General features: G+C 57.4%; 17 protein-coding genes and 1 pseudogene. 14 read left to right on the top strand and 4 right to left on the bottom strand.

The window, feature by feature from the left end; genetic code table 11:
* Window positions 1-256 precede the first annotated feature (256 nt).
* The gene (locus tag BC440_RS18830; RefSeq protein ID WP_071240947.1) at window positions 257-967 is read left to right on the top strand and encodes a hypothetical protein; all 711 of its coding nucleotides are present in this window, start codon (window positions 257-259) and stop codon (window positions 965-967) included.
* Here the strand turns inward: BC440_RS18830 and BC440_RS18825 are convergent.
* The gene (locus BC440_RS18825; protein ID WP_071240946.1) at window positions 964-1,764 is read right to left on the bottom strand and encodes a hypothetical protein; all 801 of its coding nucleotides are present in this window, start codon (window positions 1,762-1,764) and stop codon (window positions 964-966) included. The two genes, BC440_RS18830 and BC440_RS18825, sit on opposite strands and share 4 nt — an antisense overlap.
* Window positions 1,765-1,994: 230 nt before the next feature.
* On the opposite strand from BC440_RS18825, the gene BC440_RS18820 reads away from it, so the two are divergent.
* From BC440_RS18820 to BC440_RS18795, 7 genes and pseudogenes are all read left to right on the top strand, one after another.
* On the top strand, window positions 1,995-2,810 hold the full coding sequence (locus BC440_RS18820; protein WP_071240945.1) for a phage capsid protein: 816 nt from the start codon (window positions 1,995-1,997) through the stop codon (window positions 2,808-2,810).
* 64 nt (window positions 2,811-2,874) lie between these two features.
* Window positions 2,875-3,150, top strand: coding sequence for a hypothetical protein (locus BC440_RS18815; protein ID WP_037991859.1), 276 nt, complete (start codon window positions 2,875-2,877; stop codon window positions 3,148-3,150).
* 72 nt (window positions 3,151-3,222) lie between these two features.
* Window positions 3,223-3,513, top strand: a pseudogene (locus tag BC440_RS23680) (2Fe-2S iron-sulfur cluster-binding protein); the annotation flags it as partial.
* A complete protein-coding gene (locus BC440_RS18810; RefSeq protein WP_247643619.1) occupies window positions 3,502-4,083 on the top strand; it encodes a lysozyme in 582 nt (193 codons plus the stop codon). The pseudogene BC440_RS23680 and the gene BC440_RS18810, both read left to right, overlap by 12 nt.
* A gap of 175 nt (window positions 4,084-4,258) precedes the next feature.
* On the top strand, window positions 4,259-4,990 hold the full coding sequence (locus BC440_RS18805) for a hypothetical protein (protein WP_007092520.1): 732 nt from the start codon (window positions 4,259-4,261) through the stop codon (window positions 4,988-4,990).
* Window positions 4,991-5,077: 87 nt separating this feature from the next.
* On the top strand, window positions 5,078-5,719 hold the full coding sequence (locus tag BC440_RS18800) for a phage tail protein (RefSeq protein ID WP_071240943.1): 642 nt from the start codon (window positions 5,078-5,080) through the stop codon (window positions 5,717-5,719).
* Window positions 5,720-5,811: 92 nt separating this feature from the next.
* Window positions 5,812-6,471, top strand: a complete 660-nt coding sequence (locus BC440_RS18795; RefSeq protein WP_071240942.1) for a phage tail protein — start codon at window positions 5,812-5,814, stop codon at window positions 6,469-6,471.
* A gap of 95 nt (window positions 6,472-6,566) precedes the next feature.
* On the opposite strand, the gene BC440_RS18790 is transcribed toward BC440_RS18795, so the two are convergent.
* Window positions 6,567-8,126, bottom strand: a complete 1,560-nt coding sequence (locus BC440_RS18790) for a tetratricopeptide repeat protein (RefSeq protein WP_071240941.1) — start codon at window positions 8,124-8,126, stop codon at window positions 6,567-6,569.
* 101 nt (window positions 8,127-8,227) lie between these two features.
* Here BC440_RS18790 and BC440_RS18785 point away from each other — a divergent pair, with 101 nt between their 5' ends.
* The 6 genes from BC440_RS18785 (at window position 8,228) to BC440_RS18760 (ending at window position 14,285) form a co-directional block, all read left to right on the top strand.
* Window positions 8,228-8,797 carry a hypothetical protein gene (locus BC440_RS18785; RefSeq protein ID WP_071240940.1) on the top strand — a complete coding sequence of 190 codons (570 nt, stop codon included), beginning with the start codon at window positions 8,228-8,230 and terminating at the stop codon, window positions 8,795-8,797.
* 31 nt (window positions 8,798-8,828) lie between these two features.
* A complete protein-coding gene (locus BC440_RS18780) occupies window positions 8,829-10,760 on the top strand; it encodes a hypothetical protein (protein WP_071240939.1) in 1,932 nt (643 codons plus the stop codon).
* Complete coding sequence (locus BC440_RS18775) at window positions 10,760-11,203, top strand: hypothetical protein (protein WP_071240938.1); 444 nt, start codon at window positions 10,760-10,762, stop codon at window positions 11,201-11,203. The genes BC440_RS18780 and BC440_RS18775 overlap by 1 nt, the downstream gene beginning before the upstream one ends.
* A 168-nt stretch (window positions 11,204-11,371) precedes the next feature.
* The gene (locus BC440_RS18770) at window positions 11,372-12,775 is read left to right on the top strand and encodes a hypothetical protein (RefSeq protein WP_071240937.1); all 1,404 of its coding nucleotides are present in this window, start codon (window positions 11,372-11,374) and stop codon (window positions 12,773-12,775) included.
* Between the two features lie 47 nt (window positions 12,776-12,822).
* Window positions 12,823-13,935, top strand: coding sequence for a hypothetical protein (locus tag BC440_RS18765; protein ID WP_071240936.1), 1,113 nt, complete (start codon window positions 12,823-12,825; stop codon window positions 13,933-13,935).
* A gap of 44 nt (window positions 13,936-13,979) precedes the next feature.
* Window positions 13,980-14,285 (top strand): hypothetical protein, encoded by a 306-nt coding sequence (locus tag BC440_RS18760; protein ID WP_071240935.1) that lies wholly within the window; start codon window positions 13,980-13,982, stop codon window positions 14,283-14,285.
* Between the two features lie 27 nt (window positions 14,286-14,312).
* Here the strand turns inward: BC440_RS18760 and BC440_RS18755 are convergent, their stop codons facing one another.
* Entirely contained in the window at window positions 14,313-15,419 is a 1,107-nt protein-coding gene (locus BC440_RS18755; protein ID WP_071241110.1) for a Fic/DOC family N-terminal domain-containing protein, read from the bottom strand.
* A gap of 276 nt (window positions 15,420-15,695) precedes the next feature.
* Entirely contained in the window at window positions 15,696-16,067 is a 372-nt protein-coding gene (locus tag BC440_RS23580) for a hypothetical protein (RefSeq protein WP_247643605.1), read from the bottom strand.
* Between the last annotated feature and the right edge of the window lie 36 nt (window positions 16,068-16,103).

Genomic DNA, 16,103 nt, shown 5'->3' with positions numbered 1-16,103 from the left:
ACGATGGACTCCCGCCTGCGCGGGAGTGACGGAGAGGGTGGAGTGAGATTTGCCTTCAACCGTCATGCCCGCGTAGGCGGGCATCCAGACTTGGTGCCGCATCGACGATGGGGAGCGTGCGGCGCGAGGGAGTGACGGCGTCATTTGCCTGACCGTCCAGACCCTGCTGCCCCGCGCAGAGTTAATCAGGAAAAACGCAATTTTATGAACAGGAACCGGGCAGCAGAGAGGCTGTCTGGACATGGGAGAGTGCAGCATGACCATTGATCAGAACCTGACGCGGCCAGAAGCCGGGGAGAGGGCGGAGGATAATCTGTTGCGTCCGGCCGATGTGGCGGGTGGTGTAACTGAGGCGTTAGGCGTCGAGGCGGATGTGGTTTCCGATGCTGGTGTCTTGCCGGAAGGTGAGGTTGATGCCGGTGAAGCCATCGCGGTCATTGACCCGGCCAGCATTCCCGAAACGCCGGAAGGATACGAGATTTCGGTTGATGAGGTGTTGGGCGCGGTTGATCCGGCGGTAAATGCGCGCTTGCATGAAGCGGGATTTACCGGCGCACAGGCGCAACTTGTTTATGATCTGGCAGCCGAGGTGATCGGGCCGTTAATCGGCGAGGTTGAGGTGGCAGGCAAACGTGCCACGGATCGGGCGGCCTTGGCGGCGGAATTTGGCGGGGCGGAAAACTGGAAACGGTTGGCACCGCGGATTGAGAAATGGGGGCGCGAAAACCTGCCCGAGGCTGCGTTTGAGGTTCTGTGCCAAACGGCAGATGGGGTGCGCAGCATTCATCGGTTGATGAGTGGCGGGGCGGAGCCGGGATTGAGTACCGGTTTGTCAAGTGATGCGACAGGTGATTTACGTGCTGATATCCGGGCGAAAATGAATGATCCGCGATACTGGCGCGACCGTGATCCGGGGATTGTCGCCGAGGTGCAGGCAGGTTTTGACCGCCTGCATGGCATTTCCTAGTTCACCTGATAGCGGCCATCGGTTTTGTGGACTTCGGGGGGAATGCGGGTGCGCTCGAACGCGGCATACACGTCATAAAGCCCCGGTGCCGGGACGCTGGCAAACGCGTCTTCGGTGAGGGTCACGGCATCATCCATGTTCTGGCGTTTTTCAAAGATATGGACCGGTACCTGTGCCTGACCGGCGCGAAGTGCCGTATCGATCAGCATATAGACCGGTTCGATATCGCCGTTTTCAAGGGCAATACCGCCCGTGCCCTCGCAATTGCCGCGAAGGGCGGGGCGGGCGGTTTCGGCCTGTTCTGCCATTTCTTCGGGGCTGCCCGATGTGAGCGGGGTCAGAGCGATTTCGAGGTGATGGGGGCTGCTCGGCGAAAGGTCGTCACGCGTGACATGGTAAACGCCAAGTTCGGCGGCATTGCCGACGGTGGCGGTAGCGGCATCGGTTGTGCTGCTGTTCGCGTCGCTGGCGCGCGTGATGGCATCGGCGTCGCAGAAATTATAGCGGGTAAACAGGCGGTAACGGTTGTTTGCCTTGAGCCAGATTTCGACATCGCGATCCGCATTGAAGACGCGCACGAAAACCGGTGCGCCAATCGCAAGATCGGCGTTGGACAGTTCGGCTTCGAGATCGGGCAGAACCCGGTTGCGGATATTTTCCGCGCCAAACCCGGCAAGGGACGAAACCCGGCTGGTGAAATCGTTGAAATAGCCGGGAACGGGGGTATAGGGCAGCAGGGTATAACCCGCTGCCCCAATCCCGATCAGGGCGATGGTGGCAAACAGTTTTGCGCGCAACGCAAACTCCAGATCATCAATTTTGCAACAGGTCCGGCCAAACCGGACAGATGTTCGATCCCCCGTGGCGATGGGGGTTCGAGCCAAAACACAAGACCACTCAACCATGACCGCAAGATGACCGGTTCGGGGTGCAAATAAGGCGGAATTGCCTGATTTGCTGCCGTTTCGGGATGCTGCATCGCGCGTTGCGGTCTTAAAATTGTTTATGGGCAGAAGGATATAAACCGATGAGTGTCACGATTGATAAAAGCTTTGTGGATCATTTCCAGGCCGATGTGCATCAGGCCTATCAGCGGATGGGATCAAAGCTTCGTAATACGGTGCGGGTCAAAAACAGCGTGAAGGGGGCCAGCACGGTTTTTCAGAAAGTCGGCAAGGGCACGGCCACCACCAAGGCACGGCACGGCAAGGTGCCGGTGATGAATGCCGAACATGAAGCGGTGCGCTGCGACCTTCGCGATTATTATGCCGGTGACTGGGTCGATGCGCTTGATGAGCTCAAGACCAATCACGATGAAAAGATGGTTCTGGCCAATGCCGGGGCCTATGCGCTGGGTCGCAAGACCGATGAGCTGATCATCAATGCGCTGGCAAGCGGCGAGGAGCTTATTGATCACAATGAGACCGGCCTGACCCTTGGCAAGGTGATGGCAGCGTTTGAAGGCATGGGCAACCGCGATGTGCCCGATGACGGGCAGCGTTATGCGATTGTCGGCTGGAAACAATGGTCGCAGCTTTTGCAGATCAACGAATTTTCCAATGCCGATTATGTCGGCGATGATGACCTTCCGTGGAAGGGAACGCAGGCCAAACGGTGGCTTGGCACGCTGTGGATGCCGCATTCGGGGCTTCCGGTGGCGGACGGCATCCGGTCGTGCTTCTGGTATCACAGAACGGCGATTGGCCATGCGATCGGGGCCGATGTGCAGTCCGACATTACCTGGCACGGCGATCATGCGGCGCATTTCGTCAACAATTCCATGAGCCAGGGCGCGGTGCTTGTTGATGATGCCGGGGTGAGCTGCATCCGGGCCAAGGAATAGGCCGCAACGGGCTGCAACAAACTGCGGCTTTTGAAGATTTTCCATACAGATAACGGAGACCAAAATGGCAGAAGGTTTTAAAGCCAGAAACCTGAGTGTTCTGGCCTATGCCAACGGCTTTACGCTTTGGCATTACATCACCCCGGATTTCGCCGCCGATGTCGATACGGCGGGTTACTTTGCCGATGCCCGCGACATGCTGCGGGTTGGTGACATCATCATCGCCAATACCAACCGCGATGCCACCATGTCCGGCGGGCTGTTCGTCGTGGCGAGTTCGGGGGCTTTGGGCGTTGATGTCCGCGATATGACGGCGATTGGCAGTTCGAATACGGATTGATCGTCATAACTGTTCAGACGAAGTCTAATTTCCTCATATTCCAAGATATCCTCCCGAAAGGAAGAAGTATAAATGAGCGAAAATGGTGTAAGCGGATATCGTGTAAGAGTTAATTATGGAGGGACAAGTTACGAATTTCACTGCCCCGAAGATGCCTACATCCTTGATACGGCTGAGGAAGTTGGTTTGATTCTGCCTTATTCATGTCGGGCAGGGGCTTGCAGCACGTGTGCTTGCGGCGTGATATCCGGTTCGATTGATGACAGCGATCAGTCTTATCTTGACGACGAGCAGAGGCAGGCAGGTTTTTTCCTGTCTTGTGTGGCTTATCCCGGCTCTCATGTCGAGATCGTGGCTGGACAGGAAGATGCCGTAAATAACGGGGAAAATCCTCGATTGACAGGTGGCGGAGCCCCAGTCTGGTTAGGCCCTAATCCTTACAGTGCCGATATTGAACTTGATGCCGTTGTTGTTTCCGAAGCCGGGGAAGAGTTTATCAAGGACCTAGAGGGCTATGTCAGCGAACCTTACAAGGTCGATGATGTCGGAAACTGGACTGTTGGTTATGGTCATGAATTGACCCAAGAAGAGTATGACAGCGGTGTTTACTCTTTTGTTTCAAGAGAGTTTGCCGAAACCTTGTTCGCAAACGATATTCAGATCGCTAAAGAGACGGTTGATCGATTCATCGCTAACAACAATCCGAACATATCGCTCTCGCAAAGCCAGTATGATGCTTTGGCAAGTCTGGCTTTTAACTCTGGATATCCGGGGCGTTTCCCGAAGCTGAGTGAGGCTTTCGCTCAAGGAAATCACATTGGCGTCGCAAACGAATTCGGAGATATTACCAATAATGGGGACCAAGGGTTGATTAACCGACGAAATGCTGAGCAGGCCCTTTATCTCTCGGAGGATTATTCAGGGATACCGTAGGCATAAAATATGCCTATGTTATCGCTCTGATGATGTCCTGATTTTGGATCATTTTCCTGCTTTGGTGTTTCAAAATCGAGGAGATCATTTGGGCTGTTTGGTGTAGATTTTTCTTCTATAAGTTGTATCCTTGCGTGTTGTTATGTTTGCATAAAATGCTGCGAGGCTGTTTACGATGTCTTTCACCAGAGTTTTCCTGATTGTGTCATTTTTCGTCTCTTGCGCAGCTTCCAGTTTGCAGGCGCAAACGGTATGTGACTCAGATATTCTGTCAAAAGTTGAAAGATATCGAGGGCAGATATTGAATGGAAACTTGCCCGAACTGACAAAAAACATCCGGTTCCCGGTCCCCCTGATTTTTGCAGGGAGCATTCAGGAATGGGATCCGGTACGGCTTGAAAAGTATTCAAGGAGTATTTTTCATGCAGAATTCCTCCAAGAACTTACAAAAGCAGATACTTGTGATCTGGCGCAACAGATGAAGATTGATCCTGATAGTGGTCGTATCCAATCGCTCGTGCTGTTTTATGACGCAGAGGATGCGAAATACGCTCGAAGTGCAATTGGTTCAGTGCGGCAACTGAACCGCTTCATGGGGCTTGCAATAGAACGGATGAAAGCAAGAGACTATGTTGCTCTTTCGGAAATGTTTTCCTATCCGATCCGCGTGTGGGTGCACGAAGTCGAGACAGTTGTCGAAAATAAGAGGGACTTTGCTGCATTCGGGGATGCCATTATTGACGACCAATTTTTAAACATTGTGACCCATGCCTATCAAACCGGAGACTATGGGCAACATCCGCGCGGATTGATGCTCAATAGTCGCGGCGACATTTGGGTGCGTTCTTACAGCGGGATGGCCCTTAAATTTTCCGACTTTACAGGGAAGCCGGTGACGGTTCCCTAAACACCTTCAAACAACAATACTCTTTCGTCCGAACCCGGCAGTTCTTACTGCCGGGTTTTTTTTATGTCCAAACCAAGGAGAATATCCATGCAGTGTAATACACCGGTTGCCAGCGAAGTACTGAACGTTGTTCTGGCGGCCAATATCGCGCCGGATCGGCAGGATGACACCCAGCTTTTGCAGGCGATCAATACCCTGATTGCCAATGGTGGTTCGGGTGGTAATGGTGCTAATGGCGGCGGTTTCGGTGCCGAAATCGGCTCTGTCACCGCCTTTGCCATGCCGACCCCGCCGGAAGGCTGGCTGGTTTGTGACGGTTCGGCGGTTTCGCGGACCGATTATGCCGATCTTTATGCCGCGATTGGCACGGTTTGGGGGGATGGTGACCAGATTGCCACCTTTAACCTGCCGGACCTTCGTGGGGAATTCATTCGTGGCTTTGATGCTGGGCGTGGTGTCGATGTGGATCGTGTGTTTGCATCTGATCAGCTTGATCAGATGCAGCAGATTACGGGCAGTATTGGCGCGGTCAGCCGTTTCAACTCTCCCGAAGGAGTGTTCAGCTATAGCACTCAGAGTGGAACCACCGATGCGACTTCCGGAATTACCAATCAGGATCGGCTTTTGTTTGACAGCGCAGATTCACCAGATGCTCGTGTTGGCTCCGAAACCCGCCCGCGCAACGTCGCCATGACCTATGCGATCAAGGCGTTTTATCCGGTTGCCTGATCAGGTTTCGCCTTTCGAATAACGCACTTTTCTATTGCCCCGGCAGCGTAGGTTGCCGGGGTTTTGTTTTTTGAAATGACAGGAGAATGTCTATGTTGGGTTCAACCCCGGTGGATTGCGAAGTCCTTCACGTTATTCAGGTAGCAGGCATTACGCCCAATTGCGATGACAAAACCCAGCTTCTTCAGGCGCTGGATGCCCGCTATCTGGGACAGAATGGTGGTGCATCCGGTGGCACCGAGATCGGTGTGATCGCAGCCCTTGCCATGCCGACCCCGCCGGAAGGCTGGCTGGTCTGTGACGGTTCGGCGGTTTCGCGGACCGATTATGCCGATCTTTATGCCGCGATTGGCACGGTTTGGGGGGATGGTGACCAGATTTCTACTTTTAACCTGCCGGACCTTCGTGGGGAATTCATTCGCGGTTTTGATGCCGGTCGGGGTGTGGATGCGGATCGTGTGTTTGCATCTGATCAGCTTGACCAGATGCAGCGCATTACGGCTCGTGCGTTAGGCTACGGCACTGACGGCGGTATGTTTGCACCGTTTGCGTCATTTGATGGGGCGTTCAGTGAGGCCGAGGCTAATAACAATGGTAGAGCTGCCGTGGGCACCCATAGTGGTTTGGTGTCCGGGTTGGCATTTGACAGCGCTGGCTCGCCAAATGCCCGAGTTGGCTCCGAAACCCGCCCGCGCAACGTCGCGATGACCTATGCGATCAAGGCGTTTTATCCGGTGGCGGCTTCGAGCTAGGGCCTGATTGAGTGATGGGCGGGGTCCGGGTTTCCGGGCCCCGCTTTTCGCTTTGGTGCAATGGGCTTGCGGTTTCGTGGCGCGGAAAGGGTGCTTTATTGCGCACCTTTCCCGGCCATGTATTTTGCCACCTCGGCGGAGGCGCGGCTGCGTTGTTCATAGGACACATGCGGGGCGATGACTTCGAGCCAGGTTTTTGCCTCGCTATGGTCGTGGCTGGCGGCGATGGACAGATAATACCAGGCCAGTTCCATATCTTCGGGAAGGTGGGTGCCGTCGTAATAAAGACGGCCAAGGGCGGCGAAGCCATTGATATTGTCGGCCTCGATGGCCTTGCGATACCAGTCAATCGCGGCAAGCGGTTCGGCGGGGCCGCCAATGCCGTTTTCAAGGAAAGTGCCGTAATGGTAAAGCGCATCGGGTTCGCCCTGTTCGGCGGCCATGCCAAGCCATTTGCGGGCACGGGCGGGATCGGGTTCAAGCCCGTCGCCGCCATTCTGATGGATCGAGGCGAGATTGAACATCGCGGTGACATCGCCGGCCGCCGCCGCCGTTTCAAACCATGTGGCGGCGCGCGCAATGCTTTGTTCCACACCGTTTCCGGCGAGATAGGCATCGGCAAGATTGAAGGCGGCATCCCGATCCCCAAGATCGGCGGCGCGGCGGAAATGATAGGCGGCTTCGCTGGCGTCCGGTGCGACGCCCTGACCTTGGCTATAGAGCACGCCGATCAGGTTGATCGCCCCGGCATGGTTATGATCCGCCGCCTTGCGGGCCAGTTCCATCGCGCGGGGGAAATCCTGCGGCATGCCATCGCCATAATAGGCGGCCAGCGCATCGGCAAAGAGCTGTTCGGTATCGGTTGCCGGGGCGGTCGCCGTCGGTTCGGGGGCGGGTTTGGGTACCGGTTCGGGTGCGGGAGCCGGTTCGATCTCGACGAGCCGGAAGGATGTAAAGCGTTCGGTTATCTTGCCGTTGGCATCCATGGTCCGGTTGGTGAAGGGGCAGGGTTCTGATGCCGGGTAGGTCGTAATCCCGCTGTCACCTGCCATCGCCTCTATCGCCGGGGCGTATCCCTGTTTGGCAGCACAATTGTACCAGCCTTCGGCTTCTTCGAAGGCATCAAAGAAGAGGAATTGTCCTTCGAGATATTCGGCGAGCGCGAACTGTGCGGCGGGATCGCCATTCATGGCGCGGGCGCGCAGGGCGTCTTCATCGCCATCATGGCTGTTTGCTGTGTCGGAAATGTCTGGTGCGTTTTGCTTCTGGTCGGCGGTGTAACCGGCCCCGGTGTAATAGCATTCGCCGGTTTCGCTGATGTCGAAATTGGCGTTGATGTTTTGCAACTGATCAATGGCGGGCTGGTCACCCTGCAGGGCGGCGCATTCAAGCAGGCGGGTGATGGTGAAATGTTCATCATCGTCAATCTCGCCGTCCTCGGCATAGTCGTAGGACAGTATGGCGCCCAGTATGCGTTGGGCCTCGGCATCGCCTGCGTAGGACTTGCGCCAGTATTCCCGGATCAGGGGATCGTCATCGGTGTTCTGGGCGATTTCCGCAGCAGGTGCCGGAATGGATGCCAAGGCCGGGGCCAGCTCAGACAGGCCCAAAGTGCCCGCGAAAACAAGTGATGCGACATACGGGGACCGGGACATTGGTGCTCCATTCAAATTGCCCGGCCCTATCGCGGTCGGTTGAGACGGATTTTGACAATATTTCAACGATATCGGCAACCGGGAATTGAAGGGAAAGCGATATGGCACTGAGCGACATCGCACTTTGTGCGCGCGCATTGGTGATGATCGGGGCGGCACCGATTGTTTCGTTCGAGGATGACACGGCCGAGGCGGAGGTGGCGGGAATGCTGTATCCGGCCATTCGGGACGGGATGCTGGCGGCTTATCCGTGGCGGTTTGCCGCGCGTGGGGCGTGGCTGGCGCGGAGGGATAGTGAGGACGTTTTGGGCGCTGGCGAGGGCATGTTTGTCCTGCCGGGTGATTTTATCCGGTTGCTGTCGCTTGAGACGGATGGCGGGGCGGTGCCGGAGTTTGAGCTGGTGCAGGGGGCGGTGAGGTGCGGGGCAGATCGGGCGTACTTACGCTATGTCGGGCGGATGGCCGACGGGGCGTTTCCTGCGTTTTTCGATCTGGCGCTGATTATGCGCCTTGCGGCGGAATTTTGTGTGCCGCTGACCGAAAGTACGTCGCGGGCGGAATATCTGTTTAAACGCGCCGAGGACCAGTTTCGCAGTGCCCGGCTGGCCGACGCGCAGCAATCGACCCCGCGGGCGATTGGGGATTTCACCCTGATCGGGGTGCGGGGATAGGAAATTTCGGGTGTGGTGAAGGGGACGGGTTATGGCGCGCAGGGTTCTGGAAAAGACGACATTTTCGACCGGTGAACTGGCGCCGGAATTGTGGGGGCGGTCGGACCTTAATGCCTACGGGAATGGGGCGGCACGGTTGCGCAATGTGTTTATTGAACCGAGCGGCGGGGTGCGCAGGCGGCCCGGTATCGCGTTGATTGATGCGTTATCCGGCCCGGTGCGGTTGATCGCGTTCGAGTTCAATACCGAGCAGACCTATCTGCTGGTGTTTGGGGACTATCAGGGCACGGTTTATCGCGATGGGGTGGCGATTGTCGGGTTTGAGACACCGTTTGGAATTATCCACCATGCGCTCCTGAACTGGACGCAAAGTGCCGATACGCTGCTTGTCACCCACCCGGAGGTCGAACCGATGCGGCTGACGCGAAAGGCATCGGGGGATGGGGTTGGTGTTTGGGAAATGACCAACTGGGCGTGGCGGGAAACGGCGATGAAGCGGTTTCAGCCCTATTATAAATTCGGTGACCCGGCGGTTTCGATCACGCCATCTGGCACAGGTGGCACCAGCGGCACGATCAGCATCACGGCCAGTTCGGCGCTTTTTGAGGCCGGGCATGTCGGGACGCGCTGGCGGATACAGGGGATTGAGGGAGAGATTGCCGGGGTTTCGAGTGCGACTGTGGCAACGATTGCCTTGAAAGAGGCCCTGCCCGATGCCAGCACGACACAGGATTTTGAGGAACAGGTGTTTTCGCCGGTTCGTGGCTGGCCGCGCAGCGTGACCTTTCATCAGGACCGCATGGTGATTGGCGGATCGCGCGATTTGCCCAATCGGTTGTGGATGTCGAAATCGGGGGATCTGTTCAATTTCGATCTGGGCGAGGGGCTGGATGACGAGGCGATTGAATTTGCCCTGCTGGCCGATCAGGTCAATGCGATTACCGGCATTTTCGCCGGACGCCATTTGCAGGTTTTCACCAGCGGATCGGAATGGATGGTGACGGGCGACCCGTTAACACCGGCCAATATCCAGGTCACGCGCCAGACCCGGATTGGCAGCCGGGCGGATCGGACGGTGCCGCTGGTCAATGTGGATGGCGCGACGATCTTTGCCGCGCGAAGCGGCCGGGAATTGCGCGAATTTCTGTTTACCGATGTCGAGCAGGCTTATGGGGCGGCGGATTTGGCGCTTTTATCGCGCCATCTGGTGCAGGGCCCGGTTGATCAGGCGTTTGATGCCGATCATCGGCTTTTGCATGTGGTGATGGGCGATGGCAGCCTTGGCACATTAACACTTTATCGCAGCGAGGCGATTACCGCATGGTCGGCGCAAAGTGTTGAGACGGCTGCATTTCGCGCCGTCGCGGTGGCGGGCGGGCAGGTTTACCTTTGCCTTGAGCGGGACGGGCAATTTTACCTTGGCCGGTTTGATGACGCCTGCGGGCTTGATCTTTCGATCACCGCACGATTGATCGACGGCGAAGAACCGCGCCGCCATTGGGGCGGGTTTGATGATCTGGAAAATGTCACCCTGGCGGTGTGGGCCGATGGGCGGCTTTATCGCGATATCACGGTTTCGGGCGGGACGATCAGCCTGCCCGACGCGGTGTCAACGGTCGTGGCCGGATTGCCGTTTACCCATCAAATTGCCGCTTTGCCACCGGCCGGGTCGGATGGCACGCGGGCACATGGGGGCAATGCGCTGCGGCTTATTTCGGTGACGTTCCGGGTGCAGCAGACCGAACAATTGCGTGTTGATACCGGGCGGGGATTGCGCGATGTCGCACTTGGCCGGGGGCGCCAAGAAGATGCGGCTTACAGCGGTGATGTCAGCTTGCGGGCCCTTGGCTGGCGGCGCGGCAGTGCCGGGCGGAACAATGATGGATTATGGCGGATCGCCGGGGATTTTCCCCGGCCTTTTTTATTGCTGGGGGTCGCCAGCGAATTGGGGGTGAATGACTGATGGGCGCGTTTGCATCCTATGCACCAATGGCACTTTCTGCCCTGCAAACCGGGCAGCAGATTTCATCAAACCGGGCGGATCAGAAAAGCCGAGCGGCAGAGACCGAAGCCAACCGGCAGGCCGATATTGCCAGCATCAATGCCAGCGAGACGGAGCGTGCACGCGAACGTGCCGAGGAATTGCGCATCCGTCAGGCACGGTTACGTGCACGCCAAGGGGCGGCGGGCCTGCAAAGCGGGGCGACGGGATCGGCCAGTGCGGTTCTGGCCGGGCTTGAGAAGCAGGCGTTGTCGGAAACGCAGGCCGATGCCGATGCGGCGGCGCGCAAACGGGCCGAGGTTAACCGGCAGGCAAGTTGGCGTGAAACATCGCTTTTGCGATCTTCGCAGGATGACACGGTGGCACGGTTGAATGCGTGGTTTGCCAGGCGGGATGGGTGGTGAGGGCTTAAGGGGTTGGCCGTCGATATTGAGTGTGTGGCACTGTTACTGGATTCCCGCGTGCGCGGGAATGACGAGGTTTTGGGGTAGGGCCTTTCCACCCGTTCGTCACTCCCGCGCAGGCGGGAGTCCAGGGCTAGGGGTTCGGTTTCGGGTTTTTAGGGGGATGAGATGGGCGCGGTATTTAAGGGGATTGGCGGGGCGGGTGTCGGGTTTGCCGGCGACGGGGAGCGCACGGTTTTTCCGTTTCAGTTTGCGGTTTTTGGCAGTGATGATGTGGTGGTGCGCGTTGATGGAAAGCCGGTCACGACCGGGTTTCATGTAGCGTTAAATGACACCGAAGAAGCGCCCGGCGGCGCGGTGATTTTCGAGGTCGCGCCATCGCTGGGGGCCGCGATTTCGATCAGTCGGCATTTGCGGTTACGGCGGTTGAGTTCCTATGGCAGTGCGGCGTCGCCACGCGGCGATGCGGTCGATCGGGATCTGGATTATCTGACCGCCGCCCTTGGCGATATTGACCGGGCGATGCGGGGTAGTTTGCGGCTTGATCCAGCCGATCAGGGCAAGGGGGATTTGGCATTGCCGCGGATGGTGCCCGGCCGGGCCCTGGTGTGGAACGATCAGGGTGACGGGCTGGTGAACGGGCCGGATGCGGGCGAGATTGCATTGGCCGGGCGGCATGGCGCGATGGCGCAGGATGCGGCGAACCGGGCCGAGGCCGCCGGGACGCGGGCCGAAACCGAGCTTGCGGGGTTTCAGAAGCAGATGGCGGGGGCGGCGTTTGACCTTGATCTGCGCGCGCAAAACGTCACGCTTTGGCAGGATGAACGCCGCATGCCGGTGGTGGATGCGCCGGGTGACCGGATCATGGATATCCGCGAGACCGGGGCGCTGGTGCGGTTATCGAATGGTGGGCGGCTGAGCCTTCCGGGGGTGAGTGCCGCGCGCAACGGGGTGCGATACCGGGTGGTCAATGGCGATGGCACGATGGTCGATGTCGCGGCGGCGAGCGGGGATCAGATTGTGCCGTTGGATGGGGCAGCGGTGCGCAGTGTTTATGCCCTGCCGTTACGGGGGGATTGCGTTGATCTGATCTGTGATGGGACGCGGTGGTTTGCGGCACCGATCCGGCAAACTGGGCCGGTGGTGAAGCTTTTGCGGACCAATGCGCAGGACATTCCGGCGGGTGGTTATTTCATCGTCGAATGGGATCAGGTGGCGGATGACAGCCACGGGCTTTATGACGCCGCCCTGCATGGGGTCGGCAATGTGCCGCCCGGTTTTTACCATGTCGATGCCGGGGTGAATTTTGCCATCGGGGAAACGGCGGTGGCGGTCAGTGCCTATGTCGAGCGGCAGGGGGCGGCGGGATGGAGCACGCATTTGCAGGCGTCCGATATTGTCGGGTCGGGGAGCAATGCGACGCAGAGTGTGCGGGTCAGTGGCATCGCGCGGATCGGGATTGGGAGCGATAATGCGCTTCGGCTGCGGGTGCGGCATTCGGATACGATTACGCGCCAGATCGCGGCGAGTTCGGGGATGAGCTGGTTTCATCTGTGCCGGATTGGCGGATAAAGGCGGCACTTTCAGCCTTTCATTTATTCAGGGACGGAGAATGCAAAATGGGCATGCGATATGCGCCATTGGAAAGCTGCCTGCGTGTGACGCGGGCGAGCCCCAAGATCGTGCGCGGACCGGACGGGATTTTGACCGAGATTGGCATGGATATTCCCGGCCATGATCATGATGGGTTGGGCCGGGCGAAGGGGCTTTTGATTGAGGCGGCGGCAAGCAATCTGTTGCGCTATTCCACCGCGTTTTCCAATCCGCTTTGGGAGAAGGAAGCGGGGGTGAGCGTCAGCACATCCGGGGTTGCGGCCCCGGATGGGAGTATCACGGCCACACGCCTTGACCTTCCGGGCGGCACGGCGGGGCTATATCAACGGGTCGATGATCTGATCGTGGGGGAGGTTTACAGCTTTGGCGTCTGGGCGCGGGTGGTATCGGGCACGGCCGAGATTACGCTGGGCGGGGTGAATAGGGAAGCTGCACATGCGTTGAGTCTCACTGAAAGCTGGCAACGGGTGGGATTTGCGGAAACCGCATCGGGCGCCAGTCGATATCCGAAAATCAGCACCGCGATTTCGGGTGATCCGGCATCGATCCTGATCTGGAATGCGCAGCTTGAGGCCGGGCCGGTTTTGACCAGCGACATGATCAGCAATGGCATCCCGGCGGCGCGCGCCTTGGATGATGTGATGCTGGAGCCGGGGGACTGGTTTGCGGGCGGAACCGGGCGGGGGACGTTTGTTTTTGATCTTGAATTGCCCGCTGCCTGGAGCGGTATCTGGCGGATCGTGCAGATGCATTCCGGGAACCTTAACGATGATCATCTTGATCTTGGTTATGACAGTGCGGCGGATCAGTTGCGGATTTCATTGCGTAAGGGGGGCGCGCCGATAATTGCGCAGTCGCTTTATGGCGGGCTTGTGCCGGGGACGCGCACGCGGATCGTGCTGGCGTGGGCGGATGATGGGGTGGCGGTGGCGAAGGCGGGCGCGATTTTGAAATCGCCGGGCGGCTTTGCCATGCCGCGTAATTTCAAGGTGATCCGGGTGGGGAGTTATGCCGGGCAAAGCGGGGCGTTAAACGGGCATTTGCGCGGGGTTTCCTACTGGCCGGAACGGTTGGGGGATGATCGGTTGATCGCGCTTTCGGCAAATCCCGAAAATTAACCCCATGGAAGCCCCCAAACGAAACAGAGGAAACGGAGGACAGGATGGAGGAACTTGATACGGTGCGGGCAGAACTTTTGCAAAGCCTGCCCGGTGATATCAGCCGGGCGCGCAATGCCTATCGCCGGATGGCGCAGGCGGCCGCCCTCAAGATGGATGCCAAAAGCTTTGCTGCGCATCAGACGGCGTGCAAGGCGGGGCTTTCGCATCTAGAGGGCCTGATCAAACTGCTGCGCTGGGCGTCCGGCCCGGATGCGGCGGAGAATGACAAGGCGAAGTCGCCCGCGATGGAGGAGGCGAAGATCAGGAGGCTGATTGCCGAGGCACGGGGGGCGTTGCAGGAAGCTTGAGACAAGTAATATCGTGAAGTGAAAATACTATGCGTATGGTTCGATTTCGTTCGTATCTTCTGTCATGAGCTGCATCAGTTTCGGGTGAACAAACAGCTTTTCTTTTCCGGCTGTCATTTCGCTCAGGACGCCTGCATCGGCCAGTTGTTTGAGGTAAGTGGACGCCGTTTGACGCTTTGCGATATCGCGCTCTACCAGATTGGCGATGCGGCAATAGGGCTGTTCAAAAATGACCTGTATCAGTTCGTGACTGTAAATTCTCGGAAGCGTCGTCCGGACATGGTCTGTTGTGTTGTCCATTAGATTTCGTATGGCGGCAATTTTTTCGCAGGTCCAGATAGAGGTTTGTTCAACCCCTTCAAGCATGAACAGCAGCCAGTTTTCCCAGTTTCCGGTTTGGGTCACCTGATTGAGGAGAGTGTAGTAGTCCTGTTTGTTTCTAACGATATAGCGGCTGAGATAAAGGATCGGCAGTGTCAGGAGTTGCTGCTCAATCAGATAGAGAACATTGAGGATGCGCCCTGTTCGACCGTTGCCATCATGGAAGGGGTGAATGGCTTCAAACTGATAGTGGCTGATGGCCATTTTGATCAGAGGATCAATGTCGTCCTCGGCATGCAGGAAGCGTTCCCAATTGCCGAGCAGGTCGCGAATGACATTTTCGCCAACAGGGGGCGTATAAACGATTTCGCCGCGTGTCTGATTGCCGATGATGGTGCCCGGAATTTTGCGGATTTCCATCGGAGTGTTCTTCAACGTACTGCATATTTCGATGGCTGTTGCCGTGCATAGCGGCTTGTCTTCCAGTTTTGTGAAACCCTGATAAAGAGCGGTTCGGTATCGGAGAGCTTCTTTTGTTGCAAGGTCGGCACCGGAATCTTCTTCGGCAAACTGAAACAGTTTGTCTGTCGTGGTGACGATGTTTTCGATTTCCGAGCTGTCCTTTGCTTCGAGCAGGGGCAGCAGATTGATCAGAAGGTTCTGGTTGGGAAGCAGTCGGCCTGCCTGCTTTAATTCGGCCAAAGCAGCGCGGGCAGGGGCGCAGGCCTTTAAAACCAATCGTGTTTCGAGCAGGTCGGGAGACGGCGGCAGCGGAGGAAGCGCGTTGTAAGGTTTGTCTGCCTGCCAGTTCATGGTTGTTTCCCGATCAATCAACATGGTTTGCGCGAAAGACAGTTTATGTTGATCCTATCGACATAAGCAAGAGAACGTGTCGAAATTTAGCTAAAAAATCGACACGTAATGATTCAAGGGCGACTTTATGTCGATGCTATCGACATATCCAAAGAACGTGTCGAAATTTTCCGGTTTTATCGACATGACGTGTCGTGCGGCTTGAGGCAGTGCAGTTAGATCGGCGTGTGCGGTACGGCTGACTGGATTCCGGAGACTCACACCACAAGTGCAACATCAGTTATAGTTGGTGTTGCGATGGGACAGGAATACAGGCAGCTCGGCCTTGACGAGCGTATAGAGATTTACCGCCTGCACCGGGCGGGGAAATCCGTTCGGGCGATAGCCGTGTCGATGGGGCGCGCCCCATCGACAATCTGTCGTGAGCTTCACAGAAACAGCCGGAAGACCAAGGTCTGGGATGGCGGTTACGAGCCTGCCCGGGCCCATGGTCTGGCCTTGAGGCGACGGCGATGGGACTGTCGTCATAAACTGGCGCGCCAACCGGCATTGCAGCAAAAGGTCCGGGATTGCCTTGCGATGGGATGGTCGCCGGAACAGATCGCTGGCCGGTTGGCGCGTGAACAGGGTGGCACAGTCATCAGTCATGAGTCCATCTATCGCTTTATCTATCATCGCAGTGCC

Source organism: Thalassospira sp. MIT1004 (assembly GCF_001858545.1).
In the GTDB taxonomy this organism is placed as follows: domain Bacteria; phylum Pseudomonadota; class Alphaproteobacteria; order Rhodospirillales; family Thalassospiraceae; genus Thalassospira; species Thalassospira xiamenensis.
The sequence above is the reverse complement of the archived record's forward strand: the minus strand, read 5'-3'. Positions and strand labels throughout refer to the sequence as shown.